At 46.1% G+C, this 26540-nt stretch carries 24 protein-coding genes; 19 read left to right on the top strand and 5 right to left on the bottom strand.

Going from position 1 to position 26540, the window contains the following annotated elements; genetic code table 11:
- Nucleotides 1–212: 212 nt before the first annotated feature.
- The gene (secA, locus tag L0659_RS20175; protein ID WP_235128390.1) at nucleotides 213–3560 is read left to right on the top strand and encodes a preprotein translocase subunit SecA; all 3348 of its coding nucleotides are present in this window, start codon (nucleotides 213–215) and stop codon (nucleotides 3558–3560) included.
- Nucleotides 3561–3694: 134 nt separating this feature from the next.
- On the top strand, nucleotides 3695–4366 hold the full coding sequence (locus L0659_RS20170) for a phosphatidylserine decarboxylase family protein (protein ID WP_235128389.1): 672 nt from the start codon (nucleotides 3695–3697) through the stop codon (nucleotides 4364–4366).
- Here the strand turns inward: L0659_RS20170 and L0659_RS20165 are convergent.
- Both L0659_RS20165 and L0659_RS20160 read right to left on the bottom strand, forming a co-directional pair.
- On the bottom strand, nucleotides 4346–4966 hold the full coding sequence (locus L0659_RS20165) for a rhomboid family intramembrane serine protease (RefSeq protein WP_235128388.1): 621 nt from the start codon (nucleotides 4964–4966) through the stop codon (nucleotides 4346–4348). The two genes, L0659_RS20170 and L0659_RS20165, sit on opposite strands and share 21 nt — an antisense overlap.
- A 26-nt stretch (nucleotides 4967–4992) precedes the next feature.
- Nucleotides 4993–5964, bottom strand: a complete 972-nt coding sequence (locus tag L0659_RS20160; protein WP_409019296.1) for a polyprenyl synthetase family protein — start codon at nucleotides 5962–5964, stop codon at nucleotides 4993–4995.
- Nucleotides 5965–6103: 139 nt separating this feature from the next.
- Between L0659_RS20160 and L0659_RS20155 the strand changes: the two genes are divergently transcribed.
- Nucleotides 6104–6934 (top strand): aminotransferase class IV, encoded by an 831-nt coding sequence (locus L0659_RS20155; protein ID WP_235128386.1) that lies wholly within the window; start codon nucleotides 6104–6106, stop codon nucleotides 6932–6934.
- 75 nt (nucleotides 6935–7009) lie between these two features.
- On the opposite strand, the gene L0659_RS20150 is transcribed toward L0659_RS20155, so the two are convergent.
- From L0659_RS20150 to L0659_RS20140, 3 genes are all read right to left on the bottom strand, one after another.
- Nucleotides 7010–7873 (bottom strand): hypothetical protein, encoded by an 864-nt coding sequence (locus L0659_RS20150; protein WP_235128385.1) that lies wholly within the window; start codon nucleotides 7871–7873, stop codon nucleotides 7010–7012.
- 125 nt (nucleotides 7874–7998) lie between these two features.
- A complete protein-coding gene (gene thiL / locus L0659_RS20145; RefSeq protein ID WP_235128384.1) occupies nucleotides 7999–9018 on the bottom strand; it encodes a thiamine-phosphate kinase in 1020 nt (339 codons plus the stop codon).
- A gap of 103 nt (nucleotides 9019–9121) precedes the next feature.
- Nucleotides 9122–9577: a hypothetical protein gene (locus L0659_RS20140; RefSeq protein ID WP_235128383.1), complete on the bottom strand. Its 456-nt coding sequence runs from the start codon at nucleotides 9575–9577 to the stop codon at nucleotides 9122–9124.
- 138 nt (nucleotides 9578–9715) lie between these two features.
- Here L0659_RS20140 and L0659_RS20135 point away from each other — a divergent pair, with 138 nt between their 5' ends.
- From L0659_RS20135 to L0659_RS20060, 16 genes are all read left to right on the top strand, one after another.
- Complete coding sequence (locus tag L0659_RS20135) at nucleotides 9716–9955, top strand: cytochrome b5 domain-containing protein (protein WP_082216741.1); 240 nt, start codon at nucleotides 9716–9718, stop codon at nucleotides 9953–9955.
- A gap of 3 nt (nucleotides 9956–9958) precedes the next feature.
- A complete protein-coding gene (locus L0659_RS20130; RefSeq protein WP_235128382.1) occupies nucleotides 9959–10804 on the top strand; it encodes an N-acetylglucosamine kinase in 846 nt (281 codons plus the stop codon).
- Between the two features lie 42 nt (nucleotides 10805–10846).
- Complete coding sequence (locus L0659_RS20125) at nucleotides 10847–12097, top strand: sensor histidine kinase KdpD (RefSeq protein WP_235128381.1); 1251 nt, start codon at nucleotides 10847–10849, stop codon at nucleotides 12095–12097.
- Nucleotides 12098–12784 carry a response regulator transcription factor gene (locus L0659_RS20120; protein ID WP_235128380.1) on the top strand — a complete coding sequence of 229 codons (687 nt, stop codon included), beginning with the start codon at nucleotides 12098–12100 and terminating at the stop codon, nucleotides 12782–12784. It abuts the gene before it with no gap.
- Between the two features lie 92 nt (nucleotides 12785–12876).
- A complete protein-coding gene (gene rpmB / locus L0659_RS20115; RefSeq protein ID WP_026632020.1) occupies nucleotides 12877–13116 on the top strand; it encodes a 50S ribosomal protein L28 in 240 nt (79 codons plus the stop codon).
- An 88-nt stretch (nucleotides 13117–13204) separates the two neighbouring features.
- Entirely contained in the window at nucleotides 13205–13696 is a 492-nt protein-coding gene (folK, locus tag L0659_RS20110) for a 2-amino-4-hydroxy-6-hydroxymethyldihydropteridine diphosphokinase (RefSeq protein ID WP_235128379.1), read from the top strand.
- 221 nt (nucleotides 13697–13917) lie between these two features.
- Nucleotides 13918–16284 carry a TonB-dependent receptor gene (locus L0659_RS20105; RefSeq protein WP_235128378.1) on the top strand — a complete coding sequence of 789 codons (2367 nt, stop codon included), beginning with the start codon at nucleotides 13918–13920 and terminating at the stop codon, nucleotides 16282–16284.
- Nucleotides 16285–16324: 40 nt separating this feature from the next.
- The gene (locus L0659_RS20100) at nucleotides 16325–17263 is read left to right on the top strand and encodes a DUF4249 domain-containing protein (RefSeq protein ID WP_235128377.1); all 939 of its coding nucleotides are present in this window, start codon (nucleotides 16325–16327) and stop codon (nucleotides 17261–17263) included.
- Nucleotides 17264–17347: 84 nt separating this feature from the next.
- Entirely contained in the window at nucleotides 17348–18466 is a 1119-nt protein-coding gene (locus L0659_RS20095) for a P1 family peptidase (protein WP_235128376.1), read from the top strand.
- Nucleotides 18467–18775: 309 nt separating this feature from the next.
- Entirely contained in the window at nucleotides 18776–19426 is a 651-nt protein-coding gene (locus L0659_RS20090; RefSeq protein WP_235128375.1) for a response regulator transcription factor, read from the top strand.
- A gap of 139 nt (nucleotides 19427–19565) precedes the next feature.
- Nucleotides 19566–19748, top strand: coding sequence for a response regulator transcription factor (locus L0659_RS20085; protein WP_235128374.1), 183 nt, complete (start codon nucleotides 19566–19568; stop codon nucleotides 19746–19748).
- A gap of 25 nt (nucleotides 19749–19773) precedes the next feature.
- Complete coding sequence (locus tag L0659_RS20080; protein ID WP_235128373.1) at nucleotides 19774–20937, top strand: hypothetical protein; 1164 nt, start codon at nucleotides 19774–19776, stop codon at nucleotides 20935–20937.
- Nucleotides 20938–20958: 21 nt separating this feature from the next.
- A complete protein-coding gene (locus L0659_RS20075; RefSeq protein WP_235128372.1) occupies nucleotides 20959–21909 on the top strand; it encodes a hypothetical protein in 951 nt (316 codons plus the stop codon).
- Nucleotides 21910–21972: 63 nt separating this feature from the next.
- Nucleotides 21973–24477 (top strand): ATP-dependent Clp protease ATP-binding subunit, encoded by a 2505-nt coding sequence (locus tag L0659_RS20070; RefSeq protein ID WP_235128371.1) that lies wholly within the window; start codon nucleotides 21973–21975, stop codon nucleotides 24475–24477.
- An 11-nt stretch (nucleotides 24478–24488) separates the two neighbouring features.
- Nucleotides 24489–25331, top strand: coding sequence for a hypothetical protein (locus tag L0659_RS20065; protein WP_235128370.1), 843 nt, complete (start codon nucleotides 24489–24491; stop codon nucleotides 25329–25331).
- A gap of 42 nt (nucleotides 25332–25373) precedes the next feature.
- The gene (locus tag L0659_RS20060) at nucleotides 25374–26525 is read left to right on the top strand and encodes a hypothetical protein (RefSeq protein WP_235128369.1); all 1152 of its coding nucleotides are present in this window, start codon (nucleotides 25374–25376) and stop codon (nucleotides 26523–26525) included.
- Nucleotides 26526–26540: the final 15 nt, after the last annotated feature.

Raw genomic sequence — 26540 nt, 5'->3', positions numbered from 1 at the left:
TATCGTCTGAGAATGGGCGCTTGATTTGTTTGAGCAAACGGTAAAAAAACATTAGAGTTACATTAGGATTCTTCTGATTGATATACAATACTATTTGCAATGAATTACCTTTGAGTTTGAAAATGATAGCTTTGCTGACAATCTGACACGATTATACGGACGGGCTCAATTATTTTTCTGTAAATGATCGGTTAAAAACATATACTAAAATCATGTTTAAAATATTTTCAAAGCTGTTTGGCACAAAATCAGAACGGGATTTAAAAGAACTGACTCCCTACGTTGATAAAGTCAATGCCGAATACGCACTCCTGACTTCCCTAACCAATGACGACCTGCGGGCTCAATCGGAAGGCCTGAAACAACATATAGCAGACAACCTGAAATCCATCGATGATCAGATTGCAGCTTTAAGACAACAGGCTGCTGATGAACCTAATGTCGATAGTAAAGAAGCGATCTTTAAGAAAATTGATGCGCTGGACCTGGACCGGAATAAAGAATTGGAGAAAATTCTTTTGGATATTCTGCCGAAAGCTTTTGCCATCGTCAAGGAAACGGCCCGTCGCTTTAAAGAGAATGAAAAACTGGAAGTAACTGCTTCCTTTTTCGACAGGGAAGTCGCTTCCAAAAAGTCACATGTTGTTATCGAAGGCGACAAGGCATATTGGAATACAACCTGGGATGTAATTGGCCAGCCTATTAAATGGAACATGCTGCATTATGATGTGCAGCTGATCGGTGGTGTGGTTTTGCACCAGGGTAAAATCGCTGAAATGGCGACCGGGGAAGGTAAAACACTTGTTGCAACACTTCCTGCATTCCTTAATGCACTAGCCGGAAATGGCGTTCACATTGTAACTGTGAATGATTACCTGGCGAAACGTGATGCGGAATGGAATGCGCCCCTTTTTGAATTCCATGGTATGAGCGTCGATTGCATCGACCGCCACCAGCCTAATACCATTGCGCGCCGCAATGCATATAAAGCGTCATTAACTTACGGAACCAACAACGAGTTTGGTTTCGACTATCTGCGTGACAACATGTCACGTACGCCGGAAGAACTGGTTCAGCGCAAGCACCACTTCGCGATGGTCGATGAGGTCGATTCCGTTTTGATTGATGATGCGCGTACGCCGTTGATTATTAGCGGACCAGTCCCAAGAGGTGACGAGCAGGAATATCTGGAATTGAAACCCCGCGTTTCACGCATAGTTGAGGCTCAGAAAAAGCTGGCAATGGATTTCCTTACCGACGCCAGAAAGAAAATTGCAGCCGGGGACAAAAAAGAAGGAGCATTATCCTTGTTCCGTGCGCACCGCGGAATGCCAAAATACAAGCCTTTGATCAAATATCTGAGTGAGTCGGGTATTAAGGCATTAATGCAGGAATCGGAATCAATATATCTGGCTGAAAACCAGAAATTGATGCCTGTGGCTGATGAGCCGCTTTACTTCACCATTGACGAGCGTCATAACAGCATTGAATTAACAGAAAAAGGAATTGACTTCCTCACCGGCGAATCGGAAGAGACTAACTTCTTTATTCTGCCTGACATTGCGGTTGATCTGGATGCGATTGAAAAAGATGCATCATTGAATGAGCAGGAACGTATTATCAGAAAAGAAGCATTAATCCGCGACTATTCTGTAAAAACAGCCCGTATCCACACGGTTAACCAGCTTTTGAAAGCATTTACATTGTTTGAAAAAGATGTGGAATACGTGATCATGGACGGAAAGGTGAAGATCGTCGATGAGCAAACGGGTCGTATCATGGATGGCCGTCGTTATTCCGACGGTTTGCACCAGGCAATTGAAGCGAAGGAAAATGTGCGCGTTGAAGATGCAACGCAAACTTATGCGACGGTTACCCTTCAAAATTATTTCCGTATGTATCACAAGCTGGCCGGTATGACCGGAACAGCGGAGACAGAAGCGGGAGAATTCTGGGAAATCTATAAACTGGATGTTGTTTCAATCCCTACCAATGTAAATGCGGTTCGGAAAGATCATGAAGATAAAGTGTATCGTTCGGTTCGTGAAAAATACAATGCGGTAACGGACGAAATTGTAGAGCTTGTGGAAGCCGGAAGGCCGGTTTTGGTGGGTACAACTTCGGTTGAAAACTCCGAGATCATCAGCCGGATGCTTACATTAAGAAAAATCCAACATCAGGTTTTGAACGCCAAGCAACACCAGCGTGAGGCAGAAGTGGTAACGGAAGCCGGTAAGCCGGGAACTGTGACCATTGCAACCAACATGGCTGGTCGTGGTACGGACATTAAACTAACGCCGGAATCGAAACAAGCGGGCGGACTTGCGATCATTGGTACGGAGCGTCACGAAAGCCGTCGTGTAGACAGGCAGCTGCGCGGTCGTTCCGGTCGCCAGGGTGACCCGGGTTCATCGCAATTCTTTGTTTCATTGGAAGATAACCTGATGCGTCTGTTCGGTTCCGATCGTATGGCGAAGGTGATGGACAGAATGGGATTGGAAGAAGGCGAGGTGATCCAGAGTGGAATGATCACCAAATCCATCGAACGTGCGCAGAAAAAGGTTGAGGAAAACAACTTTGGCATGCGGAAGCGTCTTTTGGAATATGATGATGTGATGAACTATCAGCGTGATGCGATTTATACGCGTCGTCGCAATGCATTGTTCGGAGAGCGTCTGGCTGTTGACATTGCCAATACATTATATGATGTGTGCGATGAGCTGGTAAGCACAGCAAATTCTTATGCAGAGCTTGAACTGGCAGTGATCACAACATTGGGTATGGAAGTGCCTTACAGCGAGTCGGAATACGGTTCGATGCGGCCCGCCGATCGCTCGCAGAAACTTTATGATGCGGCTGAAAAGCAATATCAGGAAAAAAATGCAGCGATAGCAGGAAAAGCACTGCCTGTTTTAAGCTCGATCAATGCAGAACGCGGTGCAACCATTTCCGAGATCATGATTCCTTTCAGCGACGGAATCCGTCAGACTGGCGTTGTTGTAGGCTTGAAAAAGGCTATTGAGAACGAAGGAAAAGAGATCACGAACGAAATGGAAAAAGCCATCGTGCTTTCGCTGATCGACCAGGAGTGGAAAGAGCATTTGCGTGAAATGGACGATTTGAAACAATCTGTTCAGAATGCTGTGTTTGAGCAAAAAGATCCGCTACTGATCTATAAATTTGAATCAGTTGAGCTGTTCAAGCGCTTCCTGAGCAAGGTGAATTTTGATATGATCTCCTTCCTGATGAAGGCAGATATTCCTCAGGAAGAGGAAGTTCCGGCAACTGCGGTGCAACAAACCGTGCGTCGCCCGGCTCCGGCCCCCGCATTGCATACCAACCGTGAAGAAGACTTTGACGCTGAACTCGACGGAGGCCCGAACGAGTACGCTCGCAACATGGAGTCCACGACGAAAGCGCAGCCTGTTCGCACCATTAAAATTGCCGATAGGAACCAGAAAGTGTCTGTTCAGTATCGCGACGGTCGGATTTTGCGTGATGTGAAATTCAAAAAAGTGGAGCAGGAAGTGAAAAACGGAGACTGTGTAGTGATCGAATAATCGGTCGCAATGCATTAATAAATTGTAAAGCCCTGCCCGTCTGAATGGATTGGCAGGGCTTTTGATTGAAAGGAAATCAGTATTTATACGATATTTGTATTTTACAGCAAGTCATTAACGAAACATAACCCTGCATGAGACTGCACAAAGAAGGTTACACCATCATGGCCGTTACAGCCATCATATTGATACTGATAAACTTAGGCATACATTACCTCCTTCCGGATGGCTACTGGATCCCGAGATTGGTGTTAATTGGCAGTGTGATCGTTTTCTTCCTCGTTGTTCAGTTTTTTCGCGTGCCAAAGCGCGTGGTGCATAAAAGTGACCGCCAGGTTATCGCTCCGTGCGATGGAAAGGTGGTGGTGATTGAAGAAGTTGTTGAAAGTGAGTATTTCCAAGGTCCAAGGAGACAAATCAGCATTTTCATGTCTCCCCTTAATGTACATATCAACTGGAACCCGATCAGCGGGGTGATCCAGTATTTTAAATATCATCCCGGACTTTATCTGGTTGCCTGGCATCCCAAATCCAGCACCGCTAATGAGCGCACAACAGTCGTTATCAAGACGATTGAAGGCATTGAAATCCTTTTCCGCCAAATTGCAGGCGCAGCCGCCCGCCGCATACGCTGGTATGTGAAGGAAGGCGATCAGGTTGAGCAAAGCACCGAAATGGGCTTTATCAAGTTTGGCTCACGCGTGGACATTTATCTTCCACTGGATGCAGAGATTAAGGTTAATTTGCAGGATAAAACAGTGGGCAGCGTAACTGTACTGGCTGAATTAAAAAATACGCCAGCTTAAAATCTGCTGTATAAATCCGGGAACTGCACTGGGATAAACCACGGCCATAAATACAAATCCGAAAATCGCGCCAACCATGTGTGCGCTATGGTTCACATAGCTCGTGCCACGCTTGGATTCGTAAAACGAATATCCTAAAAAGAGCAAACCGAAGATAAATCCGGGCATACAGATAAAGAAATACAGACAAACCTGCATTAACGGAGAATAAAGAATTGCGGCGAAGAGCACAGCCGAAACGCCTCCGGAAGCGCCCAGGGAATTGTATTTAGAGTTATTCCTATGTTTTAAAAATGTGGGAATATCAGAAACAATGATCCCGACAATGTAAAGGAACAGGAAATAGATCGTTCCGCTCGGTCCGAAAAGCATGGCAAAAAGCCGCTCAATTCCTTCTCCTACAAACCACAAACTGAGCATATTGAAGATCAAGTGCCCGAAATCGGCGTGAACAAAACCGGATGTTACAAAACGGTAATATTCATTGCGCTGCGTGACTTTGTAGGGATTCAGGATCAGTTTTTCCATTAAACTGTAATTGTTTAATGCATAATAACTGATGCCGGACGTGATAATGACGAGTATGAGGGTTATTGACATGTTCTGTTTTGAATGTTTAATAGCTGTTATTTTTCTCGCTCCACCAGCTGCTCAGCAAATTGCAGCAAGGGTTGTTTTCTGTCTTCATCTATTTTCAGCGCGTGCAGACTGGAAAGCCCTTTGGTAAAATATTCCTGAATTTTCTGCTCCGTAAATGCGCGGATGCCTAGTTTTTCATAAATGGCCGTTACGCCAGCCACTTTTTCCTGCTTATCAAAACTTTCCAGACCAATCCATTTATCCAGTTCGGTTTTGGCATCGTGGTCTGCTTTGGACAATGCTTCAATCAGTAAGAATGTCTTTTTATTTGAAATAATGTCTCCGCCAACCTGCTTACCAAACTTGTCAGGATCGCCATAAACGTCCAGCAGATCATCTTTCAGCTGGAAACCAATTCCCATATTTTCGCCCGCAGCATACAGAAGCTGAATGGACTCTTCATCGGCCCCACCAATAATGCCGCCCAGTTCCAATGCAAAACCCAGCAAAACCGACGTTTTCAGGCGGATCATGCCCAGGTATTCCTCTTCGGTAACGTCCCAGCGCGTTTCAAAATTCATATCCAGCTGCTGTCCTTCGCAAACTTCGGCAGCTGTTTTATTAAATCTTTCCAAAACACGGCGCAGCTTTTCAGCGGGAATGTCCAGCAGCAGGTCATATGCGCGGATCAGCATTACATCCCCGGACAAGATAGCAGTGTTCGAATTCCATTTTTCATGGACCGTGGGCTTGCCTCTTCGCAGCGGGGCCTGGTCCATAATGTCGTCGTGCATTAATGTGAAATTGTGAAAAACCTCCACCGCCATGGCTGGTTTAACGGCATTTTCCCAATCATCGGAATATATGGAAGCGGCAAGCAATGTTAGTAACGGACGGAAACGTTTCCCGCCAAGCGACATAATATAGCGGATAGGCTCGTAAAGCTCAATGGGATGTTCGCCGTAAGATTGTTTCTCAAATTCAATTTGCAGCGTCTGCAGTAATTGTTCGGGTTTAATCATTCGCAGAGTAAAAAAAGTCCGTTCAGATAAATCTGACGGGTAAAATAGTAACGTCGTGATTTGATCAGATATGTATGCAAAGTAGGGAAAATTAATAACTTTGAGATTCCGCCCATCATATATTAATTCATTCAGCATGCCCTTTCACCAGTATTTCAACGGAGAAATCCTTCCTATCGACAGTCCGATTTTTAAAACCAATGATCTAGGATTGCTCCGTGGTTTTGGGCTTTTTGACTATTTCAGGACCTATAATGGTATTCCCTTCCGTTGGGACGATTACTGGCAGCGGTTTGAGAATTCAGCAAGATTATTGAAACTAACATTGCCAATCACGCAACAGGAAACGGAGAAAGTGCTGGCCGATCTGCATGCATTATCGGGCGAGCAGGAAGTTGCTTTTCGTTTTGTATTGACCGGCGGTTATGCGCCGGACAGCGTAAATGTTGTGCAGCCTAATTTTTTAATAAGGACCGAAGCATTGCCGCAGGATAACCCTGCCGGGCGTTTGAAAGGCATTAAGGTATTGCCTTATGACTATGTACGCGACTTACCGGAAGTGAAAACCACGAATTACGTGCACATGGTTTTGATGGCCGACGAACTGAGGCGCCAGCAAGCGGCCGATCTGCTTTTCCATAAAGAAGGCGAAATCAGCGAGCTGACGCGGAGCAACATTTTCATTTTCCAGGGCGATAAGCTCATCACTTCGGATCGCAACATTCTCAAAGGCATTACAAGAAAGGTGGTTATGGAGCTTGCCAAGCCGCATTTTGAAGTGGAGATCAGGCCGGTTTTGTATAAAGAGGTGATTTTGGCGGACGAAGTTTTCACCACCAGCACGACCAAATGGGTAATGCCTGTTGTTCAAATCGGCGATCTGCCTGTCGGCAATGGAGAGGCAGGAAAACGGACGCTTTTTTTGCAGCAGTTATTCGAAAAAATGGTTGCAGACTGGGGCAAATAAGATTGATTTTTGGCAAATAAAAAAAAGTGACGAGCCAGATGCTCGCCACTTTTCGATTCTCGTAATCAGCAAAATTTATTTAGGCGCATTCGGTGAATCCTTGTTTACAATGGGCCAAACGCCCGGTCTTGGAACGCTGACGCCCTTGGTCATGCCTCTTTTCATTTCATCCGGCCCGAAATAGTAAAGCGGCCATCCCTTATACGTAAGTTGTTTCTTGCCAAAAACATCAATGGTCGAAAACAATGCTTTATCCACACCGGATGGAATGCCCTTGATCTCGTCTGCACCATAAATAGGCCAGGTTTTGTCTTTTTCAGGGTCATTAGTCGTCCAGTTGTTGATTCCCGACGAGTCACGGGCAAACGCATATAATGTTCTTCCCATGTCGTCTACAAAAAACTGTGTTTCACCCGTTCCTTCGGTCAGATCGGGCTTGTAAGACTTGCCATCCAGGCCCACAAGCTGCGTATTGGCAAGCATAATGGTGTAATCCGTCTTGGCGACAAACCATATTCCACCTACATTCTCACCATTCGCTTCACCGGCCGCTGCATCATTTTTATAATAATACAAAGGCCATCCTTTATAAGTGGTTTGTGGTTTGCCGTCAGCACGGGTAATGTTTGCAAAATCGCCTGCTGTCAGTCCGCCGTCGATTTTGAGCTTGCTAATGTCTGCAATGGCGAAAACAGGCCAGGTAACTTCACAATTGCCTGAACAAGTGGACGTTCCTGCTGCATCTTTTGTAAAAAAATACAATGTTTTGCCATCCTTATCAGTCAAGATTTTTCCTAATGTGGAGTTGTCTTTTAGCTGAATGTCGTTGGTAACCGCCGGGATCGGATCAGTGTCCGGGTCATCGTCCGAGCAGGCTATGACGAGGGACATAAGGAATCCCAGGGCAAATACTGTGCGGGAAAGGTTGAAGATTTTCATCGGATTCAAATTTTTATTGTTAGAGATGAATTGGTTTGTCGTGAATACGAGCAAAGCCTTCCGATGGTTGCGCAACAAAAAAAGCATAACCATTGGCTATGCTTTCGTAATGCGCTGTCAGATTTTCAGCTCCAACCCTGGGCCGTGATCGGCACGCGGCTGTCACCTTTGGTATGAAGCACGATTTCTTCTTTATCAGCCGTAATGTAGCCTATGAAGCTAATTTTGGGATTATTTTTGATCAAATCATAAGACGCTTGCGGAACGGTGAAAAGTAATTCATAATCTTCGCCACCATTCATCGCCGCAGTGATCGGTCCAATGTTCAGCTCCGAAGCCGCCAGGTAAGTTTGTTCGTCAATCGGAATCCTTTCTTCAAAAACCACCGCACCCACGCCCGATTGCGCACATATGTGAAGCAGATCCGAAGCCAGTCCGTCCGAAACGTCGATCATGGAAGTGGGCAGCACGCCAGCTTCCGCCAGCTCGTAAATCACATCCATACGCGCCTCCGGCCGAAGCTGGCGCTGGATCACGTAATCTTTTCCTTCCAGTTCGGGCTGCATATCAGGATTAGCCAGGAAAACCTGCTTTTCTCTTTCAAGCAGTTGCAAACCCAGATAAGCGCCGCCCAAATCGCCTGTAACGCAAAGCAGGTCATTGGGTTTCGCCGTGTTTCTGTAAGTGATTTTATCTTTCTTAACCTTCCCAAAAACGCTTACGGAAATCAGCAAGCCAGATCTTGACGATGAAGTGTCGCCCCCAACGAGGTCCACATTGAAATCGGCACAGGCCACTTTCATTCCTTCATACAATTCATCTATTGCTTCCAGTGAAAACCGGTTGCTTAATGCCAGATTCACAGTCACTTGTCTGGGAATGCCATTCATGGCAGCAATGTCCGAAACATTCACCGAGATGGCTTTGTAACCCAAATGTTTCAAAGGAAAAAAGGTCAGGTCAAAATGCACGCCTTCGAGCAGCAGATCGGATGATAGCAAGCCATATTCTTCGCCCGTGTCAATCACCGCAGCGTCGTCACCAATTCCTCTTATCGTATCCGGCAATGTCGTTTTTATTCCGCTGTTTATTCTTTTTATAAGCCCGAACTCACCCAGGCTGCTTATTTCAGTTCTTGTTTCCATGGTGCAAAATTAGCTAAAAAAAGCGAAGCCACTTCCTGGTAGAAATGGCTTCGCTATATGATGGTTTATCTCAAAAGCATTTTGAAAATGCCAATGGAGAAGATTATGGATTGCTTAATGTGTATTCGTTGATCGTTCCGCCTGTTTTTGGGCTGGTTTTCAATCTTGTCAAAACCAATCTGGCATCGTCCAGGGATGTGATTGTAAATTCAACGGTCCCGCCGCTTCCGGTTGGTTGTGGAGTCAACTCTTTAAGGATCAGCTTGGAATCACCGTCCAGTTCCCAGCTCCCGCTGAATGTGCTGCCGTCGAACTCCGTGTAGGAAACTGTTTTTGTGCCGGATGCATCATTCAATGTCAGCCTGAAAGCCGAGTAAGCCGGAACAGCATTGGTGGATCCTCCTCTGGTGTAAACAACCGTTGCCCCGTGCTTCACAGATTCTGCCGTCCACGCCTTCGCAATGCGTTCTGATACGGGTTTTACTTTTTTCTTACATCCGGTTGCAATCAGGGTAAGTGCCAGTATTGTACACCAAATTAAAGAGTAACTTTTTTTCATATTTCTGGTTCTTGGATTTTCTGTAACAGAACGCCAAGTTCTTACATTTTAGTCTTATTATCAAAATATTCACTCAAGATCATTTTTAATTTCGAACCGAAAATCCGTAATCGCTAAATTGCGGGCTAAATGGCAGTAATGAAAGAATATACAAAAGCGCAGCTCGCGCTCAGAAACGGGCAGGACCGGGAGGAAATCTGGTGCGCATATAAAGGCATTATCTATGATGTAGGATCATCCAGACTTTGGCGAAACGGGCATCATTATGAACATTGGGCAGGCCAGGACCTTACCAAAGAGCTGGGCGACGCGCCGCACACCGAAAAAGTTTTCGAGCGTTTCAGTGCCATCGGAAAATTGCAGTCACAGGAAAAATAATACATGCAGCATTCATATTTAATCGCCGATAGCGGCTCCACAAAGACAGACTGGGTCCTAAAAAACGCGGAAGGAGAGCATGCGTTCCAATCGGCCGGAATCAATCCGTTTTACCAAACCGCTGAGGAAATCATTCCGGTTCTGGAAAAGGAAGTAGTTCCCAATCTGATCGGAACGGTTGATAAAATCTACTTTTTCGGGGCAGGTTGTGCGGACGAAAAGACTGGCAAGCCGGTTTTTGATGCATTAACTAAATGTATTTCTTCTGCCAGCACGATTGAGGTTGCTTCGGATATGCTGGGTGCTGCGCGTGGGTTGTGCGGGCATGAGCCGGGTTTGGCTTGTATTTTGGGAACGGGTGCGAATAATGCTTATTATGACGGTGCAAACATTGTGCGTTCTATTGGATCGCTGGGTTTCTGGCTGGGTGACGAGGGGAGCGGATCTTATTTAGGGAAAACTTTGGTTGTTTACTTTTTGCAAAATGAGCTGCCGGAACATTTATATGTAAAGTTTGCCGCTCAGTTTCCAGAGGTCAACAGGCTATCTGTTTTAGATAAAGCTTACAAAAAACCCTATCCTAACCGCTATTTCGCCTCTTTTTCAAATTTTATAGCAGAAAACAAAGCAGATCCTTTTCTCGAAAACCTGGTATGGAGCGCTTTTGCCATTTTTGCAAAAAAATACATTTGTAAACACCCGGAAGCCCAAACCGTCCCTATTCATTTTACAGGATCAGTTGCCTATTACTATCAGGATATCTTAAAAAATGTGCTCGAAACCCTGAAATTGAAGCCCGGACGCATTCTGCGCTCACCGCTGGAAGGACTTTTGCAGTATTATTCATGATGTGTCCACAATAAACAAAGCAACGAACGTTAATCCTGCGCAATGTCACGACGTACCATTCAGTCCCTCACCGTTTTTTCTGCCCTGCTCATCATAGGTGTGGTGATTACGCAGATCTATTGGGTGAAGCAGGCGCTGGATCTCAGGCACAGGGAATTTAACCAAAACGCGCACGTTGCCTTGCAGGATGTAGCCACCAAACTCGCGAAAGTGAATGGTGTGATGCAGAGCGTCAATCCTGTGGAGCAGTTATCGCCTCAATATTTTCTGGTGAATACCAATGCAACCACGCAGCCGGATCTGCTGGAAAATTTTATCAAAGACAGCTTTCAAAAAAATAACCTGATCACCGATTTCGAGGTTGGGATTTACGATTGCACGACCAACCGGATGCGCTACGGCATGTCGCTGAGCACCAAAAACAATGATAAGATCCCGACGCCCACTTCCAACTGGATCAAGACAGATAAATATCCTTACTATTTCGGTGTGCGGTTTCCTGAGCAGGACACGTATTTTGCGGGCACCATTGATGGGGCGATCTGGTCGTCTATTCTGGTTTTAGTCGCCGTTTCCTTTTTTGCCTATGCGCTTTTTGTGATTTTGAGACAAAAACAATTGTCGGAAGTGCAGCGTGATTTTGTCAATAATATGACCCATGAGTTGCAAACGCCTATTTCAACCATTCGCATTGCGGCGGATGTTTTGAATTCTGATAACATTGCAAACCAGCCCATCCGCCATAAGCGCTATGTTCAAATTGTACAGGACGAGATTTTACGGTTGCAGGGACAAGTGGAAATGGTGCTTTCGATGGCCAAAGCGGAACGGAATGCATTGACATTACAGAAGGAAGTCATGCGCGCGGAGGATATTATCGAATCGGTTTTGCTGCCATTTGAGAATAAAATTACATTCCTGAACCGTGCCGGAAACACTTTGATCGAAGCAGACCCATTTCACTTCAGGTGCATGATCAATAACCTGATTGACAATGCATTAAAATATTCCAACGAAACGCCCGATGTAAGGATAGAGACTTATAATAAAGGTAAATGCCTGGTTATAGCGGTTCAGGATCACGGGATTGGCATTGCGCCGGAATATCGCAAGAAGATTTTTAACCAGTTTTTCCGCATTCCCTATGGCGATGTGCATAATGCGAAAGGATTTGGCATAGGCCTGAGTTACGTGAAACAGATCGTCCGGTCACATAGCTGGAAGCTGGATCTGGAAAGCGAGCTTGGGAAAGGGAGCACATTTAAAATATCAATTCCTCAGAAACAAGCCTAAATGAAAAAACGAATATTATACGTCGAGGACGATCCGAACCTGGCATTTGCGACGAAAGATAATCTGGAAGAGTATGATTATGACGTAGTTCATGCGCCGGACGGCATTAAAGCACTGGAATATTTTGGGAAGGACCATTTCGATATCTGCGTGCTGGACATTATGCTGCCTAAAATGGACGGATTCACCCTGGCAGAGAAAATCAGAAATTCCGACAGCCAAGTCCCCATCCTTTTTCTGACCGCCCGCGCTTTGCAGGAAGACAAGATCAAAGGCCTCAGACTCGGCGCCGATGATTACATTACCAAACCATTCAGCATTGAAGAGCTCAAATTGCGCATTGACGTGTTCCTGCGCCGCAGCAAATCCGAGCAGCCGCTGGCAACCAAAGCCGATTCGAGCAAGGTTGGAAAATACACTTTCGACTTTCAGAAATTAACATTAGGCATCAACGGAAGCAGTCAAAACCTGACATTCCGGGAGGCGGAAGTGCTGAAATATCTGGCAGAAAGACCTGATCAGGTAATTCGCCGGGATGAGCTTTTAAAGGCGATCTGGGGCGATGATGATTATTTTATGGGTCGAAGCCTGGATGTTTTTATTTCCAGGTTAAGGAAGTATTTATCGGCCGATCCGGACATTAAAATTGATAATATTCACGGCGTAGGGTTCAGAATGAGGTGGTAAGCCGGTTTTTTTCAAAATTTGTTTTACAGAAGTTTGTTCAAAAAAAATTAATTACGCATCTTTGCACCCTCATTTGGAAAAAAAGTAAGGTTATGGCTAAGGTTTGTCAAATTACAGGTAAAAGAACTCGCGTTGGAAATAACGTTTCTCACGCTAACAATAAAACGAAGCGTAAATTCTTCCCGAATTTGCAAAAGAAACGTTTCTTCCTTCCTTCGACAGGAGAGTGGGTTACGTTGAAAGTAGCTACTTCTGCTCTTCGTACTATCAATAAGAATGGTATCGAAGCAACGATTCAAAAAGCATACGACAAAGGAACGCTTACGTTCTAAAAATATTTACGAGTTTTAAAAAGGACTTCTCCTATCCGGGAAGTCCTTTTTTCATGCGCCGTGCGCTCCACTCATCATAATCGCAGGAATGGCTGGTTCTGAAAGCATTTTTCTCTCACTAGGCTCGAATCTGGGCGACAGGCAGGCTGTGCTTGCATCCGCGAGAGAACAAATTGCAAAAAGAGTTGGACCGATAACCAGCGAATCTTCGATCTACGAAACAGAACCCTGGGGCCTGGTCGATCAGCCTGCATTCCTGAACCAGGTAATCCGCGTGGAAACGGAACTTGCTCCCGAAGAAGTTTTAAGGTTCATCCTGGACATTGAGCACGAGCTCGGCCGCCTGCGTTACGAGCGCTGGGGAGCCCGCGTGATCGACATTGATCTGCTGTATTACAATGCATTGGTGCTGGACACCGCCCGGCTCACATTACCCCACCCACGCCTCCAAGATCGCCTTTTCAACCTGATTCCGCTCAATGAAATTGCCCCTGAATTTTTAAATCCTCTCCTGAATAAAACTTCGCTTGAATTGCTCGAAATGTGCAGCGACAATGGTGTTGTATCAAAATTTTCATAAAAAAATACTATTTCTATTTGGGCCTCCGGTTTCTAAGTTTTGGCCACTTATTCTCTTTTTTGGCAAGTTCATCACTTTTTTCTGTTATATGAAGTTGATTTACACGTGCTTTACCAGCTCCTAGCATGAAGCTCATAAAAACTTTTGAAGTATTTACAGAGGGTATACGTCTCTATGGTTGTCATCAGAATAGGAAAAGTTCAATAATGAAATTAAAGCCCATGAAAAACAAAGTACTCATTCCATTTATTCTCTTCTTCTTCTTTTGTGTCAGCGCATTTGCGCAAAACCGGCAAACGGTCAGCGGTTATGTGAAAGACCAGTCAAATGGTGAAGGGCTGATCGGGGTTTCCGTTTACGTTCGCGAAGCGGAAACCGGCGTCGTAACGAACCCTTACGGATTTTATTCCCTGACCTTGCCTGCGGGAAATTACACGCTGGTGTTTTCCTATATAGGATATCAGAAAGTAGAAAAGACGGTCAATTTGGATGCAGACAAAACCGTCAGCATTGAAATGTCCGATGAAAGCACCGATTTGCAGGAAGTCACAATCTCAACTCAAAAGGAAGACGAGAATGTGAAGAGCATTGAAATGTCTGTGAATAAGGTGGAAATGAAGACCATCCGAAAAATGCCTGCATTACTAGGCGAAGTGGATCTGATCCGCAGCATTCAATTGCTGCCTGGGGTTACTTCCGTTGGTGAAGGCGCGTCGGGTTTTAATGTTCGTGGCGGGGATATATCTCAAAATCTCGTGCTCCTGGATGAAGCGCCGGTCTACAATTCGTCTCACTTATTTGGTTTTTTCTCCGTTTTCAATCCTGATGCGGTGAAGGATGTAAAGTTGATCAAAGGCGGGATTCCTTCGCTTTATGGCGGCCGGATCTCCTCCATTCTGGATGTCAGGATGAAAGAAGGGAATGCTAAAAAACGGGAGATTAATGGCGGGATCGGGACTATTTTTTCAAGATTGACTTATGAGCAGCCATTTGCAAAAGGAAAAGGCTCATTCATTGTTGCCGGTCGCCGGTCTTACATTGATGTTTTGGCAAAACCATTTTTAAATTCAGACCTGAAAGATTCCAAGTTCTATTTCTACGATCTGACGGCCAAGGTGAATTATAAAATTGGTGACAAAGACACATTCTTTGCATCGGGTTATTTTGGGAAAGATGTTTTCGGCGGAGGTGATTTTGGTTTTGGCTGGGGCAATGCCACGGCAACGGCGCGCTGGAACCACGTTTTTTCGAATAAGTTATTCATGAACCTAACTGGCTATTACAGCAATTACGATTACAATTTGGGTCAAAACCAAAACAAACCGGACGCAAAAGACAAGTTTGACTGGAAATCAAAGATCATCAGCACGAGCATTAAGCCCGACTTTACATTTTATATTACACCAAACAACCAGCTGACATTCGGAGGACAATACATTTACTACGACACGCGTCCTGGAAAAGCCATTGCCGTTTCGGAAGGAGAAAACACGGACATTAGCCTGGAACCGCGTTATGCTGATGAATCTGCATTATATATAGGGAACGAGCAGAAGCTGGGGGATAAAATTTCGCTTCAATATGGTGTGCGTTATTCTTATTTCAGGAGCTTAGGCCCGGGCACTGAGTATGATTATCTGGAAGTTGACAAAGGACAGCGCAAGTATCCAATGTTCCCTGGCAAAACTTACAAAAAAGGAGACGTGATCAAAAGTTACGGAAACTGGGAGCCCAGGGCGTCATTGAACATTGGTATAACCTCGGATGCATCTATTAAAGCCAGTTACAACCGCACAGCGCAGTATTTACACTTACTATCCAATACAGCCGCAAGTTCGCCGCTGGATGTATGGACGCTGAGCTCGATGAACATTGCGCCTGAAAAGGCTGACCAGGTTGCATTAGGCTGGTTCCAGAATTTCAAAAATAATACGTACGAAGCTTCTGTGGAGGTGTATTACAAGAAGCTGTATAACCAGATCGATTACGTCCCAGGGTCGGAATTGCTGTTGAATGAGTTTGTGGCCGGCGACCTGCTTTTTGGAAAAGGCCGAGCATACGGCGCTGAGTTTTATTTGAAAAAGAACAAAGGAAGGTTAACCGGCTGGATCAGCTATACATTATCAAGGACCGAAAGGCTTGTGGAAACCATCAACAACAGCGACTGGTTCCCGGCAAGATTTGATAAACCGCACAATTTCACGTCCGTTGCGATTTATGAAATGGGCAAGAGATTGTCTCTTTCGGCGAACTTCACCATTACATCCGGCACACCGGCAACATTCCCTACGAACCGCTACGAGTGGGGCGGCTGGCCGATCGGCAATAATTATGATGGCGCAAGAAATAACAACCGCATTCCGGCTTACCATCGTCTGGATCTGGCTGCTACGCTGAAATCCAAAAGGAAATTGTTCAAAGTGGGCCAGGGCGAATATGTGTTCTCCGTCTATAATGTATACAATCGCCGCAATCCGTTCTCGGTGTACACCCGCGCTAATGAAGATACGCCGCTCAGGACGGAGGCCGTTCGTTACTCTGTGATTGGTAATTTTATACCCGCCATTACTTACAATTTCAAGTTCTAAAAAAGAGATCAAATCCATCACATTGATGAAAATTGTTGCCATGAAAAGATTCTCAAAAATTTCAAATATGAAGCATTTAGGGTTATTAGCATTGTTTTTCGCCATGTTTGTTGCAATGACAGGCTGCGAAGACGTGATCGACCTGGAAACAGAAACCGGCCCTGACCAGCTTGTTGTGGACGGCTGGATCACCAATGAAGGCGGCCCGCAGACGATCAAACTTTCCTGGTCGGCGAGTTATTTCAACAATGGTCCTGCGCGACCGGTTTTAGGAGCGGAAGTAACGGTTACGGATGATAAAGGCAAGGTTTATAAATTCGAAGACCTGGCTGGAAATGGTCAGTATGTATGGGGGAAAACCAATGCGGATACATTGGGTCGGGTAGGAAGAACCTATAATTTAAAAATCGTAAACGAAACCAACACTTATACCGCATCCAGCGAGCTGAAACGCGTTCCGCAGGTAGATTCCATTGTTTATCGTAAAGAAAAGTTACCATTTGAGCCGGATAAGGGGCCGAAAGAAGGCTATGTAGCCCAATTTTACGCACGGGATTTTGTGGGTGAAGGGGACACTTACTGGATCAAACCGCTCATCAACGGAAAACCGAAAGTTGAAAAAGCAGTGACTATTTCTATTGCATACGACGCTGCATTCGGATCAGGCGCTCCTTCTGACGGGCTGATATTTATCCTTCCGATTCGTGAATCAATTACAACGGACTCGCTTTATTCAGCGGGTGCATCTGTCGGTGTCGAATTACACAGCATCACAAACGAAACCTTTGAATATCTGAAACAAATCCGTGAGCAAGCCGCAAACGGCGGACTTTTTGCGGTGCCGATCTCGAACATTAAATCCAATGTTGTCAATGCGGACCCCAAAGGCCCTAAGGCGCTGGGTTTGTTTGGCACATCTGCGGTAAGCCGGAAAGAAACCATTATTGATCCTGAAAAGGCACGTCCGGACGAAGACTAATCTTTGCAAAAACCCTATTGAATCCACTGGTAAGCGTATTTACCAGTGGATTTTTGTTTATATTTCATTTTTTAAAACAATGTCATGAAACGGAATATACTGATCCTCCTCGTCCTTTTTTCAATGCCAGTCCTTGCTCAAAAGCGTGCCCGGGAACTCGGCATCAAGATCGGCGTATTACCAACAGGCCCGCTCAATGCGATTACGGATGTGGGCGGCGTAAAGGTGGGGCAGGTCACCTTGCGTGAAGGCGCTGACGTCCGTACGGGAGTGACGGCGATCATTCCGCACGATGGGAATATATTTCAGGCGAAAGTGCCCGCGGCGATCTACATCGGAAACGGTTTTGGGAAATTAACCGGTTATTCCCAGGTTGAGGAGCTTGGCAGCATTGAAACGCCAATCCTCTTAACCAATACATTAAGCGTCCCCACCGTTGCCGACGCGATCATTGACTGGACATTGGGCCAGCAGGGAAACGAAAATGTCCGATCCCTGAATCCCGTTGTTGGAGACACCAATGATGGTTTTCTGAACGATATCCGCGGGCGTCACGTGCGTAAGGAGCATGTGCTCAATGCATTGGCGCAGGCGCAAAACGGCCCTGTTGCAGAAGGCAATGTAGGCGCAGGAACAGGAACCGTCTGTTTCAATTTTAAAGGCGGCATAGGAACGGCTTCCCGAAAACTTCCAGCCAATCTTGGCGGCTACACAGTGGGTGTGTTAGTACAAACGAATTTCGGCGGGGTGCTGAAAGTGAACGGCGTTCCGGTGGGAGAGGAGCTGGGGAAATTCGCATTTAAAGAATCACTGGATAAAACTTCCGATGGTTCGTGCATGATCGTGATGGCTACGGATGCGCCTTTGGATGCCAGAAACCTGAAACGACTTGCCAAGCGGGCAATCATGGGCATGGCACAGACCGGCGGGATTGCTTCCAATGGCAGCGGAGATTACGTCATTGTCTTTTCTACGGCTAATCGCATGCTTCACGAAATCCCGGAACGTACTTTTGGCGCAACTTATCTTCATAATGATGCCATCAGCCCGCTATTCCTGGCGGTTATTGAGTCCACGGAGGAAGCCATTATCAATTCGCTCGTGATGGCGCAGACTATGGAAGGAACCCAGGGTCATAAAGTGGAAGAACTCCCAAAAGAGCAGCTTCTTGACATCATGAGAAAATATGGAAGGTTGAAATAAAAACTTCACAAATTGTGCTGTTTACTGTTCAGGCATTATACCCGATTTGCATAGTAATTGTACGCAATTGTCCTTCGTAAAAAGCAACGTATATACTAATTAGTCAGTGTAAACCACTAAGGTTTTACCTTTAATTTTCAGGATCGGTAACTAATGTTATTGACTGATAGTGAGAATCATATAGATTTACGCTTTTCGTAAAATCAAGTAGTCTTACCCGTTTCATTCTGTACTTTCACGTATTGACTGTGAAAGCGCGGAAAGCTTACCTTTGAACAGTACTTTTTCATCCACATCCCGAACAAAACCATGGAACATTCCACTACACATGCATGCTTGGTGCATCCGCATCCACTCGAGTGCGAGGCAGTTGCTGAATGGTTGAGGAGAAGGTCTTACATTGAGTTGGTGGGGAAATGCACAAGCCTGGAAAATTTCAGCCAGCTGCCTTATTTGAAGGACATTGATATCGCAGTTGTATTCGATCATCACGCTGAAAAAACATCGGACCAGATTTTAAAACTCCGCAAAATTTACCCTCATCTGAAATTCCTGCTGCTTGCACAAAGCCCAACCGGCGATTCTGTGAGGGAAGTTGTACGCTCCGGCGTCTCGGGATACATTGTGTTTGGCGCAGAACTCGACGAATGGGAAAGGGCTATCAGGGCGGTTTCCGAAGGCAAAGTTTATTACGGTCAGGAGGTCATGCTCAAACTGGCCGAAAGCTCACCCGAAAGCCTGATACAAGATCCGGCGCCTACCGCACGCGACTTTTTGAGTAAAAGAGAGGTCGAGATCCTCCGGCTGGTGGCTAGCGAATATTCCACCAATAAGATAGCTAATGAGCTATGTATCAGTGACAAAACAGTGGAGACACACCGCAGGAACCTCTTCCAGAAATTAGGTGTGAAAAATTCCGTTGGGCTAACCAAGATCGCAGTTAGAATGGGTGTGGTCTAGTTACAGGCCCGTCATGGGAAACCCTTAATTTCGCCCAAAAAACCCTTAAAAAAATCAGGGTAAAAACCAGGAAAAATCAGGGTATCTGCTTATTGAAATAGCGCTTCCGGCGAGTCAACTTTGTCTAAGTATTTCAATTATGGAACTGACAAAGCGCGAAAAGGAAATTCTGGATCTTATCATGGATGAACTCAGCTCCAAAGAGATCGCGGATAAACTTCATGTAAGCATTTCAACGGTCGAATCGTACCGGCGGAGTTTGTTCAGGAAGTTTGGGGTGAAATCGGTGATAGGCCTTGTCAGGGCAGCAATGAAAATGTAGCATTTACCAGTAACATTATAAAGGCATGGCAGATAACCGGCACCTGGCAGTCAATTGGGTGGATGGGATGAAAATCTCACGACAACATTTTGTTGAAACAGACAACTACCACGCTGATCAGTTTCGCCGGGCGCAGGCCAATGCTCAAACTGCCTTGAATTACGGATTGCTGCTTCCGGCAAATAACAATGAGTCGCTGGAAATGCAGATACTGGGTGATGCAAGCTTGCAGATCAGGATTAAGATAGAACAATGTAATGCCATTGCACCCGATGGAACGCCATTGGAAGTAAAGCCGTCGGACGATTTAAAACTGGAAACATCATTAACGCAGGTCATCGAACAATACAGATTACCCGTAGCACAAAATCAGCTTTTTTACATTGTTATCAGCAGTAATTTATTTGAAAGACAGCCTGTAGGCAATCCTGTTGAAAACGAAATCCCTGTAAGGCACCCACACACTACGCCCACGTCACAGATCAGTCTGGTTCCCGCGGATCTTATTCATATGGACCAATGGGGCGGACCAAGTCTGGTCGTTGGAAAAATAGAATATAACAATTCGGAATTGCGCGTTTTGCACGATTTTATCCCGGCTTGCAAGGCTGTAAAAAGCCACAAAGCATTGCGTGAATGGTACAACCGGTTTGGCGGATATTTGAATGATATTGAAATGTATTCGTTTCGTATCATACAGAAAATCAAGGTCAAAAGCCAGAAAAGCACATTGTCGGACAGCGTTCAGGCGCTGGTAGAAAGGCTGGTCAATGTGTTCGCAACAACCAATATCCATTACCAAAGACTGGTTCCGTACCAGCCGCCGGTGCAGATGGTTGTCGCGCTGATCCAGGCAGTCCAGAGCATCAGAACATCATTGGAATGTTTGACAGACAGGGAAAAAGAGGAGTTACTGGGTTACCTGGGCGAATGGGCGGACGATTCGCCGGGGAGTTTGGAAAAGCAGATCCTGGCAGTGATCCAGGTCCCTTATAACCACAATGAAATTTTGCCGTGCCTTAAAACAATGGATGCGTTTTTCAGCATGTGGTCAGCATTATTCCTGAAACTAAGCCAGCTCGAATTCATAGGCAAGCGCAAAGGACAGCAAGTATTTATCATAGAAAGCCCCGTCCACGAACCACCCGTGCAGCCCGAAAAGACTAAGTCGCGGTGGAGCCCATTGTAAACCAAGCAAACGAAATTTAAAATGGAGCCTGTTAATCAAAATCAGCGAAAATCGGCGATAGGAAGGTTCGTTGGCATGTATGCACTATCACTCACTTTCCCCATCGCGGCAGTTTTCCTGCTCATGCGCGTCCCCGATTCTGTCGCAGAAAGCGAAGCAAAACGTTACAAACAGATTGTCGACGAACAGTCTGCCATGTTGGTGGATACAGACACATTGAGCCTGATTTCAAGAAAGCTTATCCAGCTCGACGGCCTGTACAGCAGCGCATCGGACGAAATGGCAAAGGCCACGGCGAGAACCCAATTGGTTGACATAGAAAGCCGTATCAATTCAATCATGAGCCATTTCAATACATTAGCAGGATCAGCGGCCCACGAACAGAATAAACGACTTTCCACCGGCATCGCAAAGCTGACGGAAGCATTGGTAACCTATCGCCAGACAATCAGCGAGCTCCGCAGGACATTGGATAGCAAAGGAATTGACGTCCAGGTGGTGAACGATCTGCGAAATCAGATCAATATGAAAGATCTCGAAATAAAAAGCATGGAACGCCAGCTTCTCGCAGGTGGCGGCGGTGGCGGCGGTGGAGGAGGAGGTGGTGCAGATCCGGCTGCCAAAGAATTGCAGACCAAATTGGCCCTAATGCAACGCGATCTGGATAATTGCAAAGCATCAAAATCAGGCGGCGGTGGCGGCGGGGACGTTACTGCAATTCAAAAGCAACTGGATGAATGTCTCGCCGCGAAAGGCGGCACCGGGGTCACTTACCGGGAATGGTTGCGCTATTCGGAGGCAGAGGGATATTACCAGCTTCTGACGCAGGGAAATCTCCGGAAAAATGATCGGAAAGTCTATTACGATCAGGCCAAGCAGATTTTTGATGGCTTGCAGCTTTCAACTTCCAATAAGGATATGAAGGCAAAAGCAACGGAACGGTTAATGGGGCTGCAAAAGAACCAGCCGTAAAAATACCGGTGCATTTCCGGCACAGATTGGCAGCAGAGAATTCATTTTTTAAAAATCGTTTCAATGCAAACCGAAGCACTCAAATACGCAATCACCGTCGCACAATCACTTGCGAGAGAATACCGGCAGGAACCTTTCGGCCCCGCCCACTTGATGATGGGGCTGCTGCACAATGATGTTGGCCTGGCTTCGGAGCTGGTTATGGCGGGCAAGGACATTGGTTACCTGCGCGATTGGACCGAAGTAAGGTTAGAGGAAAGTCCGAAATCGATCAAAGTGCCGGAAACGCCGCAAGCGGATCATCTGGCTGCATCCAGCCTGGAACTGGCGGAACTGATTGCATTACAGCTCAACAGGGATACTGATCCGTTGTGCGCATTGGCCGCTTTGCTGAAACCCGGAGTGGGATTCTCATCGGACCAGTTGAAATCTCTGCCTATTTCTCAAAAAGAAGTCCTGGCATTAAGTCAGTCCGGGATTAGCCAGCAAAAATCGGAAGAAAAGCCAGAGAATGGAATTGCTGCCAAGCCTTCCGTTCAAAACAAGGGAACAAGCAATCTTGAAAAATATACTTCTGACAAAACGCAGCGGGCCGCGGATGGAAAAACAGATTCGGTCATCGGCAGGGATAGGGAAATCCGGCAAATGGCTGAGATCCTTGGGCGAAGAAGCAAGCCGAATGTTATTTTAATCGGCGAGCCGGGCGTAGGGAAATCAGCATTGGTAGAGGGTTTTGCCAAATTGATTTCAGACAAAAATGTTCCTCAGTTACTTCAAAAAGCCAAATTACTCGAACTCGACACAGGCGCACTGGTGGCAGGCGCATCTTACAAAGGCGAAATTGAAGAACGTTTGAAAGGGATATTGAATGAAATAAAAGCATTTGATAAAGCCATTTTATTCATTGATGAAATCCACGTGCTTTTGGATCCGAAAGGCTCCGTGGGTGCAGGTGTGGCACAACTCCTGAAACCCGAACTAGCCAGAGGTGACTTGACATTAATAGGCGCGACAACGCCCGAAGAATACCGGAAATACATTGAAAAGGACGAAGCATTTTCACGGAGATTTGAAATCCTGAATGTAGAAGAACCGGATGAGGCAACCGCAACGCGGATGATCGAATACATTTTACCCGTGTACGAAGCGCATCACGGACTCAAAGTTGCCGCCGGAACAGCCTGGGAAGCCGTAAAGCTTTCGAAAAGATATATGAAGGAACGCCGGTTGCCGGACGTCGCATTGGATCTGCTGGACCGCACTATGGCGACCATGCGGTTAATGGATGAAGTTTCAGAAAATGAGCTTGTTAAATTGCAAACGGATCTGGACGCATTGCTATCCATCGACGAGGCCGAGCGCGTTCATGAGCTGAAATGGTTCGCCAGGCAGTTACCAAACAGGTTAAGCCCGTTGCTCATTGGAAAAGTGGATGAAAACGGTGAATCCGAACTGGAAACGGCGGAAGGTATTCATAATCACCTGAGCAACAAGCTCGCTTCCTTACAACAATTGGCTTCCCAACATTCCGATTCGGTTGGTAAGCACGACATTGCAGCAATTATTTCGCATAAAACAGGCATTCCATTAGGCAAACTGCAAAGCTCCGAACGCGATAAGTTATTAGGCATTGATGAAGTGTTAAAAAAGCGGGTTGTAGGCCAGGATCAGGCAGTGAAAGCATTGAGCGAAGCTATTCTTGAATCGCGTTCGGGATTAATTAAAGCCGGACAGCCCATCGGTTCTTTCTTTCTGCTCGGGCCTACAGGAACCGGAAAGACAGAGATCGCAAAAGCGCTGGCCGATTTCCTTTTCAATGACGAATCTTTTCTGATCCGGTTTGATATGTCGGAATTTAAAGAGGAACATTCAGCCGCGTTGCTTTACGGCGCGCCTCCGGGATATGTGGGTTATGAAGAAGGAGGTTTGTTAGTGAATAAAATCAGGCAGAAACCTTACTCGGTTGTGTTGTTTGATGAAATTGAAAAGGCACATCCATCCGTATTTGACCTTTTTTTACAAATACTGGATGAAGGAAAGCTCCACGACAGGTTGGGCAAAGAAGGTGATTTCTCCAATGCAGTAATTTTGTTCACTTCCAATATCGGGCAGGAGCATATTGTCCAGGAATTTAACAAAGGCGGCATTCCAAAATCGTCGGACCTGATGGAAATCATGGCCAAATATTTCCGCCCCGAATTCCTGGCCAGGTTAACTGAGATCGTCCCGTTTGCCCCGATTGCGGAGGATAATGTGGTCAAGATCTTCGACATCCATTTGCGTAGTCTGACTGATCTGATGGAAAAGCAGGGAATCACATTACAGCTCACGCCCGAAGCCAGAAAACACATTGCTATGCAGGGTTTTACGCCCCGATATGGCGTTCGGCCGCTCAAAGGCGTGATCCGGAACCTGTTACGAAGGCCCATCAGCCGCATGATTGTTTCCGGGGAGGTCGAGAAGGGTTCTGTTATCGAATTAAGTTTGAATGATGCCGGTGAGATCCAATGGAACACCTCCAAAAGCATTTCTATTAGCCATGAACAAGAAAAATTGTCTGTTTCCTAAATTTTTAATTTATGCAACTTCACTTATTTAAAACGGCGAGGAAGTGGGATTCCTGCTTGCTACCCATTGATGACAACACATTAGGGCTTATCCTCCAATTTAGGGTTAGGCTGGTAAGGATCGAGCCGGGATCAAGGTTTTTTATGGGCAGCACTTATGCGCTGGGGGATGGTTTTGTGATGGATGAAGGCCGTCGTTTTACCCTCGCTTCATGGAATAACCGTGAATGGGAGGCTTACCAGAGAGAATTCGTCAGAGTTGTTCAAAGACACTGGAGTGACAAGTTTGTCCTGATCCCGAATAAACCCTGGTATTCACCAAGGCCAGGAGCGCCGCTTACGGCAGCTAAGATAAACTGTGGACTATCCATTGAGTTGGTACTAAGCGATGGCAATGCGCACCAGACTTACCGCATTATCCATCCCACGCAGCCATTCCGGTCATTTGCGGACCCGGAAGGCCGTTCAGGCCTATTTACGCACACGGATGTGGAGCCGGAATGGAACACAAGTATGACAAGAATGGGCCGCGAAACGCATAGCGTCAGTTTTTACCAAATAGCGGTCAACCATGAGTTCGGGCATACACTGGGCCTGGCGCATGTAAACGGCGTGGGAAATAGCGACTGGAATTACGGGGTTACCTTGGAGCAGAGAGAAAACCAATTGGGCCTGGGCAGCAGGCTCACGAGCACACACGCACGGCCCTGGATCAACCGTTTGAAATCACATTTGATTCCAAGAACGCATGCCGATTCAACCGTCCACTTCACCGGAACTGTTGACAGTCTTCAATTAATAGAATACTGGGATAACGACTGGCAGCCACCAGAGCCCACACCAGCCAGAACATAGCTTATGCTTGCCTCGCATTCCGAATTACAAAGAGATCAAAAGATGAAAAGGATAAGAGTTTTTCTAATGGCCGGGATTATGCTGCTGTTGCATGCATGTAACCTGTTTGCGCCGGTTGATCCGCTGACGCCTTCCGTTTCGGAAGTAAGTGTGATCAGGGCGTCCACATCCGGGGCGACGGTAAGCGGGAGTTTGCAAGCATTGAGTTTCGAAAATGATCGCCAGGAGAAAAAGAGTGGGAAAATAGTCGAGTATGGCTTTGTTTATGGAACCAGCAATGAGCCGGTTATTGAAGGTGGAACATTGGTAAAAGTAGGAGAAGATAACCCGCCAATGCCCTTCCAGTTCGAAAGAGACATTACCGGCTTAACCGTCTTAACCACGTATTTCATTCGGGTGTATGCCAAAAATGAGGGCGGCGGCGTGGGTTACGGACCTGTTGCTACATTCAAAACCGACAGATATGTTTTTGCAGATCTGAGCATTGCCGGAAAGGTGACAAACAGCACCAAAACATCAGCAGACGCATCGGTTAGCATATTATCGCTCGGAAATGCTTTAATTTCATCATTCGGCGTTTGCTTTTCGTCCACCAACAAAGTTCCAACCACACAAGACACCAAAGCACAGGCAAGCGGAAGGGCGGCCGTAGGCAATTTTACAGTGCCTCTCACCGGATTATCCACAGGAACAACCTACTACGCAAGAGCATACGCGCTGACGCTGGGGGGAAATGTTTATAGCGATGAAGTTTTAACATTCAATCTGGGAGAGCAGCCGGTTTATACGGCGAAGAAGAAATTCATCATGTATTATTCCAATCCATACGATCTGGATACGGGTGAACTGGTGTCCCAACAAGGCTCCGAAGATATGACCTGGTATCCTTACGATGGAAAAGCAGGGATCTATCCCAAAAACGGGGCCAAGTTCGCTGTTTTAGGAAAAGTAAATTTTGATGATGTGCCCTATGCGCAGATTGCAAAAGCGCAGTCGACACTCACAGCGGATATGATCAGCGGGAGCTATACGCCCACCAAAGCAGATCCCAATTTACTTCCAACCGGAACAGTAGTCATCTTCCAAACCAACCAAGGGCGGCTAGGGAAAATGCTGGTAGAAGCGCATGGGGAAGAACGAACGCCCAACGGCGGGGGCAATATGGAAATTACCATCCTGACATTTGACAAATAGCTGCGTATACACATT

It is taken from the genome of Dyadobacter sp. CY347, from assembly GCF_021502655.1.
Classification (GTDB): Bacteria; Bacteroidota; Bacteroidia; order Cytophagales; family Spirosomataceae; genus Dyadobacter.
Note: the sequence above shows the minus strand (reverse complement) of the source record. Positions and strands in the feature narration are given on the sequence as shown.